Origin of the sequence: Cohnella thermotolerans DSM 17683, assembly GCF_000429825.1 — a bacterium.
Taxonomy (GTDB): Bacteria; Bacillota; Bacilli; order Paenibacillales; family Paenibacillaceae; genus Cohnella; species Cohnella thermotolerans.
In genome coordinates this window covers 1-17,596 of sequence record NZ_AUCP01000033.1, presented here as the reverse complement: position 1 = coordinate 17,596, position 17,596 = coordinate 1, and the positions used below count along the sequence as shown (strand labels likewise).

The 17,596-nt window shown below is 59.7% G+C and carries 18 protein-coding genes and 1 pseudogene; 3 read left to right on the top strand and 16 right to left on the bottom strand.

The features are described from left to right. From G485_RS25210 to G485_RS0105470, 12 genes are all read right to left on the bottom strand, one after another. Positions 1-495 (bottom strand): DinB family protein, encoded by a 495-nt coding sequence (locus G485_RS25210; protein WP_084423126.1) that lies wholly within the window; start codon positions 493-495, stop codon positions 1-3. A 26-nt stretch (positions 496-521) separates the two neighbouring features. Next, positions 522-1,535 (bottom strand): LLM class flavin-dependent oxidoreductase, encoded by a 1,014-nt coding sequence (locus tag G485_RS0105520; RefSeq protein ID WP_027091735.1) that lies wholly within the window; start codon positions 1,533-1,535, stop codon positions 522-524. Positions 1,536-1,562: 27 nt separating this feature from the next. Beyond that, a complete protein-coding gene (locus G485_RS0105515) occupies positions 1,563-2,315 on the bottom strand; it encodes an amino acid ABC transporter ATP-binding protein (protein WP_027091734.1) in 753 nt (250 codons plus the stop codon). Beyond that, positions 2,312-3,022, bottom strand: a complete 711-nt coding sequence (locus tag G485_RS0105510; RefSeq protein WP_027091733.1) for an amino acid ABC transporter permease — start codon at positions 3,020-3,022, stop codon at positions 2,312-2,314. Before G485_RS0105510 ends, G485_RS0105515 begins: the two co-directional genes overlap by 4 nt. Continuing rightward, positions 3,019-3,807 carry an amino acid ABC transporter permease gene (locus G485_RS0105505; RefSeq protein WP_027091732.1) on the bottom strand — a complete coding sequence of 263 codons (789 nt, stop codon included), beginning with the start codon at positions 3,805-3,807 and terminating at the stop codon, positions 3,019-3,021. The genes G485_RS0105510 and G485_RS0105505 overlap by 4 nt, the downstream gene beginning before the upstream one ends. Before the next feature lie 39 nt (positions 3,808-3,846). Further along, positions 3,847-4,770: a transporter substrate-binding domain-containing protein gene (locus tag G485_RS0105500; RefSeq protein WP_027091731.1), complete on the bottom strand. Its 924-nt coding sequence runs from the start codon at positions 4,768-4,770 to the stop codon at positions 3,847-3,849. 158 nt (positions 4,771-4,928) lie between these two features. Next, positions 4,929-5,813 (bottom strand): LysR family transcriptional regulator, encoded by an 885-nt coding sequence (locus tag G485_RS0105495; RefSeq protein WP_027091730.1) that lies wholly within the window; start codon positions 5,811-5,813, stop codon positions 4,929-4,931. A 223-nt stretch (positions 5,814-6,036) separates the two neighbouring features. Further along, complete coding sequence (locus tag G485_RS0105490) at positions 6,037-7,152, bottom strand: M24 family metallopeptidase (protein WP_027091729.1); 1,116 nt, start codon at positions 7,150-7,152, stop codon at positions 6,037-6,039. A gap of 47 nt (positions 7,153-7,199) precedes the next feature. Continuing rightward, positions 7,200-9,032: a DNA helicase RecQ gene (gene recQ, locus G485_RS0105485; protein WP_027091728.1), complete on the bottom strand. Its 1,833-nt coding sequence runs from the start codon at positions 9,030-9,032 to the stop codon at positions 7,200-7,202. A gap of 5 nt (positions 9,033-9,037) precedes the next feature. Then, entirely contained in the window at positions 9,038-11,404 is a 2,367-nt protein-coding gene (helD, locus tag G485_RS0105480; protein WP_027091727.1) for an RNA polymerase recycling motor HelD, read from the bottom strand. A gap of 170 nt (positions 11,405-11,574) precedes the next feature. Beyond that, the gene (locus G485_RS25205) at positions 11,575-12,099 is read right to left on the bottom strand and encodes a VC0807 family protein (RefSeq protein WP_205620117.1); all 525 of its coding nucleotides are present in this window, start codon (positions 12,097-12,099) and stop codon (positions 11,575-11,577) included. Between the two features lie 39 nt (positions 12,100-12,138). Next, complete coding sequence (locus G485_RS0105470) at positions 12,139-12,720, bottom strand: TetR/AcrR family transcriptional regulator (RefSeq protein WP_027091726.1); 582 nt, start codon at positions 12,718-12,720, stop codon at positions 12,139-12,141. A 234-nt stretch (positions 12,721-12,954) separates the two neighbouring features. On the opposite strand from G485_RS0105470, the gene G485_RS0105465 reads away from it, so the two are divergent. Together G485_RS0105465 and G485_RS0105460 are read left to right on the top strand one after the other, a co-directional pair. Beyond that, positions 12,955-14,367, top strand: coding sequence for a SpoVR family protein (locus G485_RS0105465; protein WP_276203339.1), 1,413 nt, complete (start codon positions 12,955-12,957; stop codon positions 14,365-14,367). 51 nt (positions 14,368-14,418) lie between these two features. Continuing rightward, a complete protein-coding gene (locus G485_RS0105460; protein ID WP_027091724.1) occupies positions 14,419-15,315 on the top strand; it encodes an SDR family oxidoreductase in 897 nt (298 codons plus the stop codon). Positions 15,316-15,491: 176 nt separating this feature from the next. Here the strand turns inward: G485_RS0105460 and G485_RS0105455 are convergent, their stop codons facing one another. Genes G485_RS0105455 through G485_RS0105440 form a run of 4 tightly spaced genes read right to left on the bottom strand, consistent with a single transcriptional unit; the run spans position 15,492 to position 17,211 of the window. Beyond that, complete coding sequence (locus G485_RS0105455) at positions 15,492-15,884, bottom strand: LytTR family DNA-binding domain-containing protein (protein ID WP_084423125.1); 393 nt, start codon at positions 15,882-15,884, stop codon at positions 15,492-15,494. Between the two features lie 18 nt (positions 15,885-15,902). Beyond that, on the bottom strand, positions 15,903-16,028 hold the full coding sequence (locus G485_RS28780) for a cyclic lactone autoinducer peptide (RefSeq protein ID WP_084423124.1): 126 nt from the start codon (positions 16,026-16,028) through the stop codon (positions 15,903-15,905). Then, a complete protein-coding gene (locus G485_RS0105445; RefSeq protein ID WP_027091722.1) occupies positions 16,025-16,555 on the bottom strand; it encodes an accessory gene regulator ArgB-like protein in 531 nt (176 codons plus the stop codon). Before G485_RS0105445 ends, G485_RS28780 begins: the two co-directional genes overlap by 4 nt. Next, positions 16,552-17,211 (bottom strand): hypothetical protein, encoded by a 660-nt coding sequence (locus G485_RS0105440; RefSeq protein ID WP_156922144.1) that lies wholly within the window; start codon positions 17,209-17,211, stop codon positions 16,552-16,554. Before G485_RS0105440 ends, G485_RS0105445 begins: the two co-directional genes overlap by 4 nt. Before the next feature lie 163 nt (positions 17,212-17,374). Here G485_RS0105440 and G485_RS28775 point away from each other — a divergent pair. After that, positions 17,375-17,596, top strand: a pseudogene (locus G485_RS28775) (IS1380 family transposase); the annotation flags it as partial.

The following is a 17,596-nucleotide window of genomic DNA, read 5'->3' as shown; positions in this document are numbered from 1 at the left end:
TCAGTTGGCGGAACCCGAATTTTGCAGGCTCGGATGGCTCCGCTTGATCCGCTCGATCTGTCCCAGATGAAGCTGCACATGTTCGATAAAGGCCCGAATGACGCCGTTCAGCGTGACCCGGTCCCCTTTCTGGTTGATCGCCGTCTTGTCGCCGTATTCCGCCGGAAGGCGGCGGAACAGCAGGCTGTTGTATTCGAGCAGCGAACGGTAAAACGCCAGAATGCCGGAAGCGTCGGCTTCGTTCGCAAAGGAATGCTCGACCCACGGATCCTGCCGAAAGCCCGGCAGCTGCGCCGGGGACCCGGAGATGATCTCGCGGATGCGGAAGGAGACGATTAGATGGTGATCGGTCAGATGCGACAGCACCTCGGTCACGCTCCATTTGCCCGGAGCCGGCTTCCATCTCAATTGATCCTCCGTCAACCCTTCGATCGCCTGAACCAACTGGCTATGCAAGTTCAGATAGCGTTCGATCTCGTTCTCGTTCAAACTCATGTCGCCGCCTCCTCTTTTTTTGTCAATCAACCGACCCGCGTCTCCGCGAACGCTTCCTGAAGCAGCAGGAAGGACCGTACCCGGCTCGAAAAGTCCGGAACCGCCGTCGTCACGATCAGCTCGTCGACGCCGAATCGGTCCCTCAGCTCGAGCAGCCGCTTGCGCACGGTCTCTTTCGATCCCTTCGTGATGTCGGCGTCCCGCACTTCGATCTCGTACGACTCGCCGGATTGCTTGCCGAACGTTTCCGCCTGCTCCACCGTGCCGACCGTCACCGACTTGCCGCTGGCCAGCTTGACCTTGACGTTCTTGAAGTCGGCGGCGAGCGCGGCCGCTTCCTCGTCCGTGTCGGCGACGATGACGGAGAGCGCCAGAATCGGTTCCGGCGAAGCCTCCGTCTCGCTGCCGAACCGTTCGCGGTACGTCTTGAACGCCGACTCGGCCACATCCGCATCGCCGTTGATGAACAAGGCGAACGCGTAAGGCAGGCCCTGACGGGCCGCCAGCTCGGCGCTGGACGCGCTCGCTCCGAGCAAATGGAGCGCGGGCGGCACCTTCGCCGCCGGCGAGGCGTGAAGCCCGGCCAGCGGATGGCCTTCGGGGAGCGGACCGCGCAAGAAGCGCGCGAGCTCCTCCAGCTTCTCCTCGAGCGGCGCAGGGGCTGCGACGCCTTGCTGCAGCGCCCGGGTCGAGACCGGCAGCCCGCCCGGCGCCCGGCCGATGCCGAGATCGACGCGGCCGGGAGCGAGCGCGGAGAGGACGTTGAAATTCTCCGCCACTTTATACGGGCTGTAATGCTGCAGCATGACCCCGCCGGAGCCGACGCGAATCCGCTCGGTATGGGCGAGCAGATAGGCGATGAGCACCTCCGGGGAAGACCCCGCCACCTGCCGGGAGTCGTGGTGTTCCGATACCCAAAACCGGTGGTAGCCGAGCCGGTCCGCCAGCCGGGCGATCTCGAGCGTGTGCCGGAAAGCGTCCTCCACCGTCTCTCCCGGAAAAACGGGGCTTTGATCCAAAATGCTTAGCTTCAGTCCCATTCGGGCTCTCTCCCTCCGCTTGTTCGTCTATATCGAATAATTCGCTTCCGGCGTAATCCGCTTCAGGAATTGCCGCGTGCGCTCTTCCTTCGGCCGGGAGAAGATGATCTTCGGATCGCCCTCCTCGACGATGACGCCCCCGTCCATGAACACGACGCGGTTCGCGACGTCGCGGGCGAAGCCCATCTCGTGCGTCACGACGATCATCGTGATCCCTTCCTTGGCGATATTGCGGATGACCTCCAGCACTTCGCCGACCCGTTCGGGATCGAGCGCGGACGTCGGCTCGTCGAACAGAATCGCCTCGGGCTCGAGCGCCAGCGCTCTCGCAATGCCCACCCGCTGCTGCTGTCCGCCGGACAGCTGGCTCGGATAAGCGTCCAGCTTGTCGCCGAGGCCCACCTTCTCCAGCACGCGGACGCTTCGCTCCCGCGCCTCCTCCTTCGCCAGCTTGCGGACGACGACGAGCCCTTCCATCACGTTCTCCAGCGCGGTCTTATGCTTGAACAGGTTGTAATGCTGGAACACCATCGCCGTCTTGCGGCGCAGCGCCTGGATGTCCTTCTTCGACGGGCGCTTGCAGTCGACCGCCAGCTCGCCGATCGCCACTTCTCCCGCGTTCGGCTTCTCAAGGTAGTTGATGCACCGCAGCAGCGTCGTTTTGCCCGATCCGCTCGGACCGAGGATGACGACGACCTCGCCTTTTTCCACCGTCAGATCGATGTCCTTCAGCACCTGATTGCGCCCGAAAAACTTCGTAATTCGCCTGAGCCGGATCATGCCACGCCACCTCGGTTGTAAATGTTGATTTTGCGTTCCAGCACGCCGGCCAATCGCTCGATGAGCACGGTCAGTCCCCAGAAAATAACGGCGGCGGCGATGTAAGCCTCGAAATACTTCCAGTTCGTCGAGGCGACGATTTGCGCCTTCGCGTTGATCTCGACGACGGATACGGTGAACGCGAGCGTGGAACCGTGCAGCATGCCGATGAAGCTGTTCGACAGGTTGGGAATGCTGGCCGCGAACGCCTGCGGGAACACGATGCGACGGATCGCTTGCGGCGTCGTCATGCCGACCGAATAAGCGGCTTCGAGCTGACCCGAGCTGACGGAGAGCAAGCCGGAGCGGACAACCTCGGACAAATAGGCGCTGGCCGTAATCGTGAACGCGATCAAGGCGAAGACGACGTACGGAATGGAGACGGACCGGAACGACCAGCCGAAGGCAGCCGAGACGCCGTCGATCACAGCCGGGAGTCCGTAATAGATGAGCAGCAGATGCACCAGCATCGGCGTTCCCCGGATAAACGTGACATATCCGGCCGAGAGCGGGCCTAGGACCGGCACTTTGTAAATGCGGAACAGCGCGATCGCCGTCCCGAGCAGGAAGCCGGCGGCAACCGACACGACGGTAATGAACAGCGTCGTCGGCACGGCCGACAGCAGCTTCACGAACGCCGTCCATATAAAAGCCGGGTCCAGCTTCATCCTCCCGCACCTCCTTTCGGCACGCCGGCGCTTTCGGCGAGCAAGCCGCGCAAGGACGGAACGTTGCGGCCGAACCGCTTCCCGGCCGTACGTTCGCGCCGCTCGTGGCGGAGCAGGCGCCGTTCCAGCAGCCGGAACAGCCGCTCAAGCGCGAAGCTGATGACGAAGTAAATGATCGCCAGGTCGATGTACGTCTCGATGTAGTGCTGCCCGAGCGTAATGAGCGTGTCCGCTTTGCCCGTCATCTCCATGACGCCGAGCGTGAAGGCCAGAGACGTGTCCTTCAGCGTCGCAATGACCAGGTTGGCGAAGACGGGCAGCGAGATCGCCAGCGCCTGCGGCAACACGATGCGGGTGAACGTCTGATAGCCGTTCATGCCGACGGAATAGGCCGCTTCCGCCTGCCCCCGGTCCACAGCCGTAACGCCCGCCCGGATCATCTCCGAGATAAAGGCGCCCGCATGCAGCGAGTACGTCAAGACGACGAAGACGAGGACGGGCGTTCGCGTTACGTCGATATGAACGAGCTTCAGCATCTCCGGCAAGCCGTAGTAAATCAGGAAGAGCTGGATCAGAATCGGCGTCCCTCGGAAAAAGGACACGTACACTTCCGACAACCGGCGCAGCACCGGTATTTTGTAGAGCCGGGGGAGGGCGACGAGAAATCCGACGCCCAGCCCGAACAGAATGGAGAGGCTGACAATCGTAAGCGTGACGTTCAACGTGGACAGCAGCTTGGGAAAGTAATCGAACAAGTAGGCGATATCAAATTTCGCTCCCGGCATCGCGCATCCTCACCTTTCCCTTCCATCTGGAATCGCCCTCTATTTCTCGCCCGCGCCTTTGGTGAAGTCCTGGCCGAGCCATTCGACGCTCAGCTTGCCCAGCGTGCCGTCGGCTTTGATCTCGCGGATGGCGCCGTCGATCGCGTCCGCCAGCGCTTGCTCCTCCGGATCGTCCTTGCGGAAGACGAACAGAATGTCCGCGTCGCTAAGCGGCTCTCCCACCGCCTTCAGCTTGCCTTGAGGGTCGATCAAGGACAGCGAGAAGTCCGCGCCGATCGTCGCATATACGCGTCCGGTGGCGATCTGGTTGACGGTGTCGCCCGACCCGCCGTTCGAGTAGACGATCTTGATCGCGTTGTCGTGCGTCTTGTTGTAATTCTCGACGATTTGGGCTTCCGCGCTTGTGGCGCCTACAATGACTTTCTTGCCTTTCAGGTCGTCCAGCGATTGAATCGGATCGTTGTTGTCCTTGGCGACGATGATTTTGTTCTCCCAGTGGGCGTAAGGCTCTTTGTTGAAAAGATACTTCTCGGTGCGCTCCGGGTTCTTCTCCATCTCATGGGCGACGAAGTCGATCTTCTTCGTCTCCAGGCTGAGCAGCAGGTTCGCGAAGTCGTACGTCTGCAGCTCGAATTCGTAGCCGGGCAGCCGCTTGTCGATTTCGCGGACGAGCTCGACGTCGAAGCCGGTCAGCTTGCCTTTGTCGTCCAGGAACGCCACCTTCGGGAACTGGGTGCCCGTGCCGACGATGATTTTCTTCACTTTGGCCGGCGAGGACGACTCTCCGGCGGCACTCGCGTTCGCGCTTGCGCTAGGCGATGAAGCGGCGGAAGCCGGCGCATCGGACGAACTGCCGCCGGCGCTTGCGGATGGCGCGGCATCGTTATTGTTCTGGCCGCAGCCGGTCAGCGCGAAGGCGCCTGCCAGAATCAAAGCGGATAAAGATAGGAACGGCTTTTTCATTTTTTTGCTCCACCCCGTGATCGAAGATGATAACTTATAATTCCTACTGGTTAAGTTATAATTATGTTGAAATTAATTTATCATCCCGTCCGGGACCCGTCAATGCGCCGGATAATAGAGAAAATCTATTACGAAATTCAACAATTCGATCGGTCTTTTCAAGGCTTGTTCAGCAGCTCCCGGCCGAATTCGGACAAGGTTCTCAGGAACTCGTCGTGTTCCCCCTGGAGAGCGATGATATGGGTCTGCATGGAGATGCCCGCCGTCTCGGGGAACTCGATCGGATACAGCTTGCCTTCGGCCACTTCCGTTCGGGTGCACATTCCGGGCAAGAAACAGATGCCTACTTTTTGCAGCACCAGCTTCTTGGCCGTCTCGGAATTGTCGGTCTGAATTTCCAGCAACGGAGGCTGATCGAGCGATTCGAAAATCCGGTGAACGCGAAGCCAATCGAGCGCGCCGCATTCGAAAAAAACGAGAGGCTCGCGGCCGATCGCCCCGATCGTCAGGTTCTCGTCGCCGATGAACGGGTGCCCCTCGTACACGTGCAGCCGGATCGGGTCCTCGATCAGCTTGACCGACTTGAGGTTCGGGTGGTTGACGTTGCGGACGAAGCCGATGTCGATCTCCTTGTTGAGCACCCGGTTTACCAAGTCGTCGGTCGTGCCGGTCTGCAGCTTGAAGTGGATGTGGGGATACTTGCGCTTCATGCGCGGCAGCAGCAGCGGCAGCATGTAATTCGCGACGGAGACGGTGCAGCCGATCCTAAGCTCGTCCGGAAGCTTCTTCTTCTGCTGGACGTGCTGCTTGCCCTTCTGGAACGTCTGCAGCAGCTGCTGGGCATACGGCAAGAAGCGCTTGCCTTCTTCCGTCAGCTGCACATGCTTGCCGATCCGGTCGAACAGCTTGCAATCCAATTCCCGCTCCAACGTTTGAATTCTCGCCGTCACCGACGGCTGCGACAGGAACAGTGCGTCCGCCGCTTTGTTGAAGCTTCCGTAGTGGATGACATACACGAACGCTTCCATGTTTTCAATATTCAATGCTGCACACCCCACTTTTCCAATGAAATAAGTCGGATTAAAAGAAAGTTGATTCCCATGTTAACCGCAAACCCGCACCCTGTCAATGCCAGGGGATAGTGGGATGAACGACTAGAAACCTAGGAACCTCCGCCCATTAAAATGCAGTCGGCCCGCAAAAGAATGCCGCCCCAAAAAGCGAAAGCCCCCAGACTCACAGTGGAGCCCAGGGGCAACAAATTCGTTAAACGCCGAGCCGGATCAGGTCTTTCGGATAGCCCGTCAAAACCTGCACCGTGCCGTCCTCGCGCAAATAGACGTCGTCCTCGATCCGCACGCCGCCGATCGACGGCACGTAGATGCCGGGCTCGATCGTGAACAGCATGCCAGGTTCGAGCGGATGGGCGTTCTCGCCGTGCAGCGACGGGAACTCGTGAATGTCCATGCCGAAGCCGTGGCCGACCCGGTGCGTGAAATACTCGCCGTATCCGGCCGCGGCGATGACGTTCCGGGCGGCGCGATCGACTTCGGCTGCCGCCGCGCCCAAGCGGACGGCCGCGATGCCGGCCTCGTTGGCGGCCAGCACCGTCCGGTAAATGTTCTCCTGCTCCGGCGTCCCCTCGCCCATCAGGAACGTCCGCGTGATGTCGGAGCAGTAGCCTTGCACTTTGACGCCGATGTCGATCAGCAGAAAATCGCCCGCCGCGATCGGCACCGCTTCCGGCACTCCGTGCGGGAGCGCCGACCGTTTGCCCGTGAGGACGATCGATTCGAACGAAGGCTTCTCCGCCCCGAGGCGCTTCATCTGATATTCGAGCTCGGCCGTCAGCTCCAGCTCGGTCATGCCGACGACGGCGCGCCCGGCCGCATACTCCACCACTTGCTCGATCGTCTCGACGGCCAGCTTCACATTCGCGATTTCTTCCTCCGTTTTCCGAACCCGCAACGAATCGATGAACCCGGTCACGTCTACGAACCGGGCGTTCGGGAACGCCTCGCCGAACCGCTCCGCCTTCTCCAGCGTCACGCAGCCCTTCTCCACGCCGAGGCTGCCGCAGCTTCCCGCCGCCCCTTGCGCCCGCAGCTTCGCATACGGATCGTCCGTATCCGACAGCGGAACGAGCCGAGCCGCCGTCCCCGTCTGTCTGGCCGCTTCCGCGTCCAGCTCGGGCACGAACAGCAGCTCTTCATCCGAGCGTGCGTCCAGGAACAGCGCCAGAAACCGTTCGTGCGGATCGGACAAAAACCCCGTGAAGTAATAAATGTTAATCGGGGCGGTAATCAGTGCCGCGTCGATGCCGCTCTCCTTCATATGCGCAAGCAGCCGTTGTTTTCTCGTCGCCCATACGCTATCCGCCATTTCGCGAGTCTCTCCCTTTTCGGATATCGATTGTTTATAACCGAATTCTATGATGACCCGGCCGCAAATTCGCGCAGCAACGCCAGAAAGGACGTGCCGTATTTCGCGAACTTCGCGTCCCCGATTCCTTTCACGCTTCGCATCGCCTGCTCGGTCGTCGGCATCCGCTGGCACATCTCCCGCAGCGTCGCGTCGTGGAAAATAACGAACGGCGGCACGCCTTCGCGATCGGCGATCGATTTGCGCAGCTCGCGCAGCCGCTCGAACAGAGCGGAATCGATCGGCTCGTCCGAATCCGCGCCTCCGCTTCCGTAGCGGCCGCCGCTTCGCCTTCGTGCGGCGGCGGCGATCGGCTCGAAGCGGCGGAACACCCGCTCTTCGCCCTCGATGACGCCCCGAACCCGTTCCGCAAGCTGCACGACCGGATACTGGCTGTCCGTCAAGCGGAGATAGCCGTCGGCGATCAGGGCATGAATCAGTTGCACCAGCTCTTTCTCCGGTCTGCCGCTCATCATGCCGTAGACGGACAACCTGTCGAAGCCGAACTGGCGGATTTTCGCGTCGTTCGCTCCCCGCAGCACCTTCGCCGTCAACGTCACGCCAAACCGCTGGCGCATCCGGGCGACGCACGAGAACACGATTTTCGCTTCCTCGGTAATGTCCTTAAGCTCCCGCTCGTCGGTGCAATTGCCGCAGCGGCCGCACGGCTCGGCGCCCTCTTCGCCGAAATAGCGGACGATGCTCCGCTGGAGGCAATCGGACGTGTTCGCGTACTCGACCATATCGTTTAGCAGCCGGTAATCGTTCCTCTTCCGTTCCTCGTCGGCTTCGCTTTGTTCGATAAAAAATTTCTGCGTCGCCGTATCCGCCGGGGAGTACAACAGGACGCATTCGCCCGGCTCCCCGTCGCGGCCCGCCCTTCCCGCTTCCTGGTAGTAGGCTTCGAGGTTTTTCGGCATGTTGTAATGCACGACGAAGCGGACGTTCGATTTGTCGATGCCCATGCCGAAGGCGTTCGTGGCGACAATGACCTGCAGATCGTCCCGGAGAAAAGCGTCCTGGGCCGCCTCCCGCTCCTCCTCGCTCAGCCCCGCATGATACTTGCCCGCGGCGATGCCGAGGCTCTTCAAATATTGCTGCACGCTCTCGACTTCCCGGCGGGTCGCCGCGTAGACGATGCCCGCTTGGCCGGGACGCTCCCGGACGTAGCGGGCCAGGAAATCCCGCTTGTCCGCGTTCCGGACGACCGACAGCGCCAGATTGTCGCGGGCGTAGCCGGTCGTCACCCGCACCGGGTCCGCGAGCCGCAGCCGCTGGACGATGTCCTGCTTGACCACGTCCGTCGCCGTCGCCGTGAACGCCGCCATGACCGGCCGCGGCTCGATATGCGCGAGCAGGCGGACGATGCCCATGTAGCTCGGGCGAAAATCGTGGCCCCATTGAGAGACGCAATGGGCCTCGTCCACCGCGACCAGAGGAATGCGGATTTGCCGGATGAGCGAGACGAACCGCTCGGATTCGAGCCTCTCCGGCGCGATATAGACGAGCTTATACCGCCCTTGCAGCATGCCCCGGAGCCGTTCGTTCGTCTCCTGGGCCGACAGGGAGCTGTTGATGTACGTCGCCGGAATGCCCGTCTCGGTCAAGGCGTCGACCTGATCCTTCATAAGCGAGATGAGCGGCGAGACGACGAGACTGACGCCCGGCAGCAGGACGGCGGGCAATTGATAGCAAATCGACTTGCCCGCCCCTGTCGGCATGACGCCGAGGGCGTCGCGGCCTTCCAATATGGCGCCGATGAGCCGTTCCTGGCCGTTGCGGAAGGAATCGTAGCCGAAATAACGGCGAAGGGCTTCTCGCGCTTCTCCCATTCGTTCCATCGCCGTCACCCTTCCTTCGGGGCCGGTTCGGGCTGCCTTAGGAACGGAGAAGGTTCGCCCAGGCAGTAGACATGAAGCACGTGAAGCGCCCGGGTGCAAACCGTATACAGCAGCTTGCGGTCCTGCTCCCGGCCGTAACGGCTCTCCGACGCGTCCCAGACGAGCACGGCGTCGAACTCGATCCCTTTGGACAGATAAGACGGCAGCACCGATATGCCCCTCGGCAAATTCGCCGAGCCCCCGGTCACGAGCGTCACCGGCACGTCGTCGGGAAGCCGCTCTTTGATCATCGCGCTGGCGTTGCCGCATTCGCGGGCCGTCTTCGCGATGACGCCGATCGTGGCGTAGCCGGCCTCCAGCAGCGCGGCCGCGGCCCGTGCGACGCGGTCGGCCATCTCGGCCCCGTCTTTGCAAACCTCCAGAACGGGAGGCTCGCCGTCGCGGTGAAAAGGCGCGATGCCCTCGGCATCCTCGGGCTTCAAGATGCGCTTCGAGAAGCGCACGATCGGCTCGGTCGAGCGGTAGCTGGTGGACAGCCGCCAAACCTTCGTCTCTTCCGGCGGAAAAAGACGCGTCCAGCCGCCGAAGCCGCCGCTCTCTTCCGCTTGCGCGTAGATGGCCTGGTTGAAATCGCCCAGCACCGTGATCCGCGCGCGAGGGAAACGCCGGCGCAGGAAGGCGGCCTGGAACGGCGAGTAATCCTGCGCCTCATCCACGAACAGATGCCGCACTTCGCCGTCCACCTTGCGGAAGCCCTCCAGCGCTTCGAGCACGTACAGCAGCGGCGTCGCGTCCTCGTGATCGATCGTTTTGCGGCCGAACGTCTCCTCCGCCCGCTGCGCCATCCATTCGTAGCCGGGCGGCAGCCGGCCGTCCGGCGCGCACGCCGTGAACAGCGTCCGGCTGCGGAACAGCTCCCAGTACGTGGCGAGCGGGTCCATGAAGCGGAAGCCCTTCACCGCCTTGCGCAGCGGCGCGATCGCGTTCTCGGCCGCCCTGCGCTTGAGCAGCTCGGAGATGCGGTCTTCGTCGTCGAACGACTCGCCCGCGTAAGCTCCGCCGCGGCGCAGCTCCACGTACGCCCGCTGGATCTCCTCCTGATCGGCGAGCTCCGCCTCCGCATCGAGCCAGGCTTCGTCCATTTGGCTGTCCACCCATGCGTTCAGCCGCTCGTTCAGCCAGCGGCGGAGCTTGGCGAGCCGGTCGCCGAAGTTCTCCTTGGCGAGCGCGCCGTAGAAATGCTCCGCCATCTCCTCCGCCGACACGATCGTGTCCTTGCGGAAGCGCAGCGGGCGGAAGCGGACGCCTTCCTTCTCCAGCCGCTTCAAATACCGGCCCACCGTCTCGAAGAAATGCTCCGAGCCTTTGTAGCGGGCGGCCGCCTCCCGCGCGTTCCCGTCGGGCGTACCTTCCGCCGCGGCCAACGCCTCCGTCTGCGAGAACAGATCCTCGACTTCGTAGCGTCGGCCCAGCCTGGATTCGATCAATTCGCGGAACGTCATCTGCCGCATGTTGGCCTCTCCCAGGTCGGGAAGCACCCGGGAGACGTAACCTTTGAACACCGGGTTCGGCGAGAACAGCACGATCTGGTCCGACGTCAGCGTGTCCCGGTAACGATACAGCAAATACGCGATCCGCTGCAGCGCGGCGGACGTCTTGCCGCTGCCGGCGGCGCCTTGCACGACGAGCAGCTTGTGCTTCTCGTCGCGGATGATGCGGTTCTGCTCCTTCTGGATGGTCGCCACGATGCTTTTCATCGACGTGTCCGACCGTTCCGACAGCACCGCCTGCAAAATATCGTCCCCGATCGTCTCATCCGTATCGAAGACATGCTTCAGCACGCCGCCGCGAATGACGAATTGCCGCTTCAGCGTCATCTCGCCTTCGATGACGCCGCTCGGCGTCTCATACGCGGCCGGACCGGGCTCATGGTCGTAGAACAAGCTCGAGACCGGCGCCCGCCAGTCGTAAACGTAGAACGTCTCCCCGTCGTCGCCCACGAGCGTGCCTCTTCCGATATAAATGCGCTCCGCGGCCGCTTCGCCGGCTTCCCGGTAGTCGACCCGCGCAAAATACGGGTTGTCGCGCTGCAGCGCCAGCCGCGACGCGGCGGCCGACGCGACCTTGTGGCTCCGCTCGCGCTCGGCCAGCAGCTCGGCCTGCTGCACGATGCTGCTCCACGTCTCCCCGAGCTCCGTCGCGTCGGAGAAGTTGACCGTCACGTCGTCCCAGAACTCCTGCCGGATGCCGACGACGTCGCCGCGTCTCTCTCCGAGCACCGACAGCTCCTTCCGCAGACGACGGTCGATCACGCCGAGCACTTCGGTTAACCGCTTCATTTCCTCCTCGCGGATGGACCGCTCCTTCGACACATGCCTCTTCCTTTCCCCTGGCGAACTTATCGATATCCCTTGTTGTATCATGCCATTCCGCCAAGTGCAAGCCGAAGCCGGGCAATCTTCGCTCCGCATCTCGTCCAATCGCCGCCTCCAATCCGCCTCTTCGGTCGTCAAAACGTTCCGCCATCGGATCGGAAAAACGGCTACCTCGTTATCCGGATTTTCCGCCTCAACAAGTGTTCGGTCGACAGCTCGAACACCATCGTGACGCGCACCGCCGCTTCGGCGGTCAGCATAAAGCCCCATACGAACGTCATGAGCCGCATAACGAAGCGGAAGTACGAGTAATTCCAGTTGGCTGCGAAATCGCCCTTGCCGGCAAACCGTTCGGCCAGATAGAACATGAGCGGGCGGGGGAACATCAAGGAGACGAGGAACAGCAGGCCGACGCCGGCGGTGATGAGCGATTCCCGGACGAGCAAAACTTTCTCGCTGCCGCCGAGCATCACGAACGCCAGCGTGAGCAGGAACGTAAACAGCATGAGCGAGCCGAAAGCGTCCAGCTTGCGGTTTCTGGCCAAGTAAATCAAATTCTCCGCGAGGGGAACCGTTGTGGCGATCGTCAGCGCCGCGGTGCCGCTCATGTAGTCTTTCAGCCAAACGTAGAGAAGCCAGGGAACGACCCCGTTCAAAATGAGAGTCATGATGACATGCGCGCGTTTCGACATGGTGGATGAATCTCCTTTTTCCGAAAATTCGGTTTGCATTTAGCTGAGCGTCCGGCTCATGAACCGGATCAATTCGTCTTCCGTCACCCGGAACGCCTCCCGCTTGATCGTGCTCTGCACGCGCATCCCGTACATGAACGTGAGGAGCGATTCGGCAAGCTTCCTGCCGTCCGCTTCCGCGGGGATGTAGCCGCTTCGCTGCCCCGTTTCGACCCACGACGCGCACGTGCGCAGCGTAAATTCGTGCACCTCGTCGAGCACGGCCGCAATTTTCGGCTGATCCGCCTGACTGAGCAAATACGTAAAAATTTTGTTCGTGACGTTGTCGTAACGGGTCGCTTGAAGCATTCCCTCCGCAATGGAGCGGAGCGGCTTCTCCATCCCCGACGAGCCCGGATCCCGCACCGCTTCGTCGAAGCGCTTGTTGGCTCTCTCGACGCGGGATTTCAGGATCAGGCCGAGCAGCTCGTCTTTTCCCGACACGTAATGGTAGATCGCCCCTTTGGACAAGCCGGAGCGCTGGATAATATCCTGCAGCGTCATCTGCCTGCAGTCCTTCTCCTGGATGAGCGCTTCGGCGGTATCCATGATTTTCTGAAAGCTTGCCGATGCAGCGGACATTTGCGTTCAACCCTTTCTTTGTACCGACCGTCGGTATGTTGTAATTTGATTATGCCAGACCGACCGCCGGTATGTCAAGGAGAAAATCCGATCGAGTCGAAAATCTTGAACGAAGGTTGCAGTGTCAAGCTGATCAATGTAATATCGCGCCGCTTGTCCTCCTGTCACGCCTTGCCGGCTTCCCGCATATACATAGGGTGGTGCAACTATTGCCTTGCGGAGGGGGTACTGAGCATGTTCATGTCCCACGGAGACGAATATATCGAACTGGAGAAATCGATCGAGGACATTACCGAGGTCGCACGCGGCTTCGGACTCGACTTCTATCCGATGCGTTACGAGATTTGCCCGTCCGACATCATCTATACGTTCGGCGCGTACGGAATGCCGACGCGATTCCATCACTGGAGCTTCGGCAAAACCTTCAACCGGATGAAAATGCAATACGACCTCGGCCTGAGCAAAATTTACGAGCTCGTCATCAACTCCAACCCCTGCTACGCGTTCCTGCTCGACGGCAACTCCCTCGTCCAGAACAAGCTGATCGTCGCGCACGTGCTCGCGCACTGCGACTTTTTTAAGAACAACGCCCGCTTCTCCACCTCGAACCGCAACATGGTCGAGAGCATGTCGGCCACTGCCGAGCGCATCGCCCAATACGAGATCGAGTACGGCAGCGAAGAAGTGGAGAAATTCCTCGACGCGGTCATGGCCGTCCAGGAGCATGTCGATCCGCGGCTCGTCCGGCCGCAAGGTCTGGACAAAAGACGCTATATGGAATGGCAGCAGCAGAACGAGAAGGAACGCAGAGGCAAAGGAACGGCCCTTCCCACTCCGTACGACGACTTGTGGTCGCTGGAAGACAGGGAGAAGGACGCGAAGAAGGCCGAGTCGTCGGCCGCCCAGGAGCCGCGCCGCTTCCCTCCCGAGCCCGAGAAGGACATCGTCTGGTTCATCCAGGAATACTCTCCCGTCCTGACCGACTGGCAGCGGGACGTGATGTCGATGCTCCGGGAGGAGATGCTCTATTTCTGGCCGCAGATCGAGACAAAAATCATGAACGAAGGCTGGGCGACGTTCTGGCACCAGCGGATCATGCGCGAGCTGTCGCTCACGAGCGAAGAGACGATCGAGTACGCCAAGCTCAACTCCGCCGTCGTGCAGCCGTCGCGCAACTCGCTTAACCCTTATTATTTGGGGCTGAAAATTTTCGAGGACATCGAGAAGCGTTGGGGACGGGAGAAGATTTTCGAGGTGCGGGAGATGGATTCCGACCCTTCCTTCATCCGCAACTACTTGACCAAGGAATTGACCGACGAGCTCGACCTTTATATTTTCGAGAAGAAAGGGCAGGACTGGACGATTACGGACAAAACGTGGGAGACGATCCGCGATCAGCTCGTCTATTCGCGCGTGAACGGAGGATTTCCGTATCTCGTCGTCACCGACGGGGATTATCAGCGGAACGGGGAGCTGTATTTGTCCCACCAGTACGAAGGCACCGAGCTCGATCTGAAATATATCGAGCGCACGATGCCGTTCGTCTCCCAACTATGGGGCAAGACGGTCCATCTGGAGACGGTCGTGGACGACAAGCCGGTTCTGTTCACCTGCGACGGCAAGAAAACGACCCGTAAAAATGTTTAAAAAGCGCGCGTTGGTCGTAATCTACTCCCATAGGAAAGGAGTGGATGAACGATGACAACCGCATCGGATTCCTCGCAGGGAACGCCGGCGCCGAACCGGCCCGACCATTTCCCTCCGCAGCATCAGGACCGCCAGCCCGGCCTTGAGAGCGACATGTACCCGCGCCCGGAAGCGGAATCCCCGGTCTACCGCCCGGCCGGCAAGCTCGCCGGCAAAGTCGCCGTCATCACCGGCGGCGACAGCGGCATCGGCCGCGCGGTGGCCATCGCGTTCGCCAAGGAAGGCGCGGACGTGGCGATCGTTTATTTGAGCGAGTTCACGGACGCGCGCGAGACGCAGCGGCAGGTCGAGCAGGAAGGCCGCCGCTGCCACATCATCGCCGGCGATATCGGCGATCCGGCCTTCTGCCGTCAGGCGATTGCGGACATCGTGCAAGCGCTCGGGCGGCTGGACATCGTCGTGAACAACGCGGCCGAGCAGCACCCGACGGACAAGCTGGAACAAATCGCGCCCGCGCAGCTGGAGAAGACGTTCCGCACGAACGTCTTCGGCATGTTCTACCTGACCCAGGCCGCCATGCCGCATCTGAAATCCGGCTCCGCCGTCATCAACACCGCCTCGGTCACGGCGTACAAGGGCAGCCCGACGCTGCTCGACTATTCCGCCACCAAAGGCGCCATCGTCGCCTTCACCCGCTCGTTCGCGCTGAACGTCGTCGGGCAAGGCATCCGCGTCAACGCCGTCGCGCCGGGCCCGATCTGGACGCCGCTTATTCCGTCCACGTTCGGCGCCTCGGAGGTGGCGAAGTTCGGATCGGATACCCCGATGAAGCGCGCCGGACAGCCGGACGAGTTGGCGCCGGCTTACGTCTATCTCGCCTCCGAGGATTCTTCCTACGTGACGGGCCAGGTACTGCACGTCAACGGAGGCGCCATCGTGAACGGTTGACCTTGCGGGGTCAACCGGCCGCTTCAATCGGACGGCGTTCCGGTCCGTCCGGTAGTTTGCCCGAATATTCCTTCCCGTCAATGAAGCGAAAAAAAACCCAAGCCGACAGGCTTGGGCGATGAGACGATGCACAAACGCGAGCAGCCAGCTTGCCGCCGACGATCCGAGCGACCCGATCAAACCTCTTTGCTCTTCCAGAAAAACTTCTTCGCAGGTGCCGAATAAGAGGTTTGATCCTCGCGGACCAAGTGCATGACCTTGTGCATATTCGCTTCGGAGACGGTGGCGAACAAGCTGTCCTTCGACCACGGATCTTCGAAATACACTTTTCTCGTTTTCTTGTCGAACGCTTTGGCGTGGTTCATATTGACCAGAAATCCGCGGTCAAGCCTTTCGAACCCGGACTCGCCGAGCAGCGCCTGAAATTCCTCGAGCGTAGTAGGATAATAGAAGACGCCTCGCTTCGTATGGAATTCCGGACCGTCCGAAGTTGGACGGATCGCCAGCACCTCATCGAGTCCGATTTCGACCGGTTTGCCATCCCCATCCAATAGACGAAAGCCAGACATGGCGCTCCCTCCCTTTCTTTAAGAGCGTTTCAGTTCGGCAGGGATTTCCGGGCGGTGAAAAAGATAAAAGCACGCCGTGCTGACGAAAAAGACAGCAAATACGCCCAGCAGCTTGGCGACGCCAAGTACCGCTTTTTTCTTCATACCGTTTCCCCTCCTCTCTGTTTAAATAATAGCAATACAGATTGAAATATGGTAAGGACAGCGAGCGTAGGATTGTTGAACAAGAAGTTCGCCGCAACGATCGCCATCGAAACCAACTTGAGGATAGGAAAATATTTCTCCGGAATTCGCGCAAATCCTTTAATATTCGCCGGAGCAAACAGAAGCATCATCAATAAGTTCGCGATATTGACCATATAAACGTATTTCTCGTCTAGCGGAATGAAGGGCGCGGCGCACATCAGCAGAACGGATAAAGCGGTGCAAAGGCTCGATTTTTCGATATGGTACCCGCCCGAAAAAAATCGAAGAAACATGAAATAACCCATTCCATACAGAGTCACCCACGGCTTGCCCAAAAAAAGGCTGATTATAATGACGAGCACAACGGCAGAGAGCGTATGCAAGATCGTAATCAGCGAGAACTTCATCACTTCAATGCTGGGCGTCTGCTCGGCGTCGACTCTCTTAATCGACGTTGCAATGGATAAGGCCAGCTTCTCGATCATTCCGACTCGTCCTTTCGAATGGAAAAGTAGATCATCACGATTAAGAGAACGACAACGACGATGCAAATCGTAGCCAACGAATCCGACAGCCGATCGTAGGAAGTCATATAGAAGATATTGCCCGCAAACAGAATAACCAGCCCGAGAATCATGAATATCGCGAACATCTTGTTGCCGCGAAAGGAATCTTTGTAGAATCGGCTGCTGGACTGAATGTAGCTGAACCCACCCTTGGTAATATGGATGCAGTAAGAGATCAGGCACATCACGATAAAGGTCATCACTTGGATGCGGTAAGCGTTGCCCGTATAGGGCGTAATTTCATCGAAAACGCCGAAATGGATAAAGAACGTCACCAGCAACCATTGAACGAGAGATTGCGCCACATATCCGATTGTCACCATGATAAACGAATGGAACAGCTTGGTGCGCAAAATAATGGTGATCAGGAAAAACAAGATAAACACGTTGATCAACGGCGATATATCTTGCAAGGATTCCGTCTGAACCGTATTCGAGACGAAAGCCAGGATTAAGGAGCCGAGCATGAACTTCAGGATGTATTCCTTGATGGAGAACCGGAACAGCACCAGAACGAAAATGAAAAACGAAATGTACTCAAGCATAGAGGCAGCTATAAACATGATGAATGACATAAGATCCCCCGTACCTCAACTTCTTACTAGTTCCATTTTACCAATGTCCTGAATCCGTGATAGTTCTTCTGTGAAAAAGAAGAAAAAGAAAGGAAATCGCATCTCCGATGGTGAATTTTAAAGGAACCATGAATGATCCACTTTCACCTGCGAGGTGCTACATATGAGAATCCAATTCACCCAATCTAAGGAAATTCTGTTGACTACGCATGCTGGCCTGGCCACCGTCGGCGCCTTGCTTTCCCATACCCGATTGCCGCAGCGTCTCAATCGCTCCACCGTGAAAGGAATGGAGAACCCGATTCACAGTCATGGCGATGTCATGACCAGCTATCTTGGCTTGCTTTGCCAAGGCAAAAGCGACTTCGACCACATCGAACCTTTC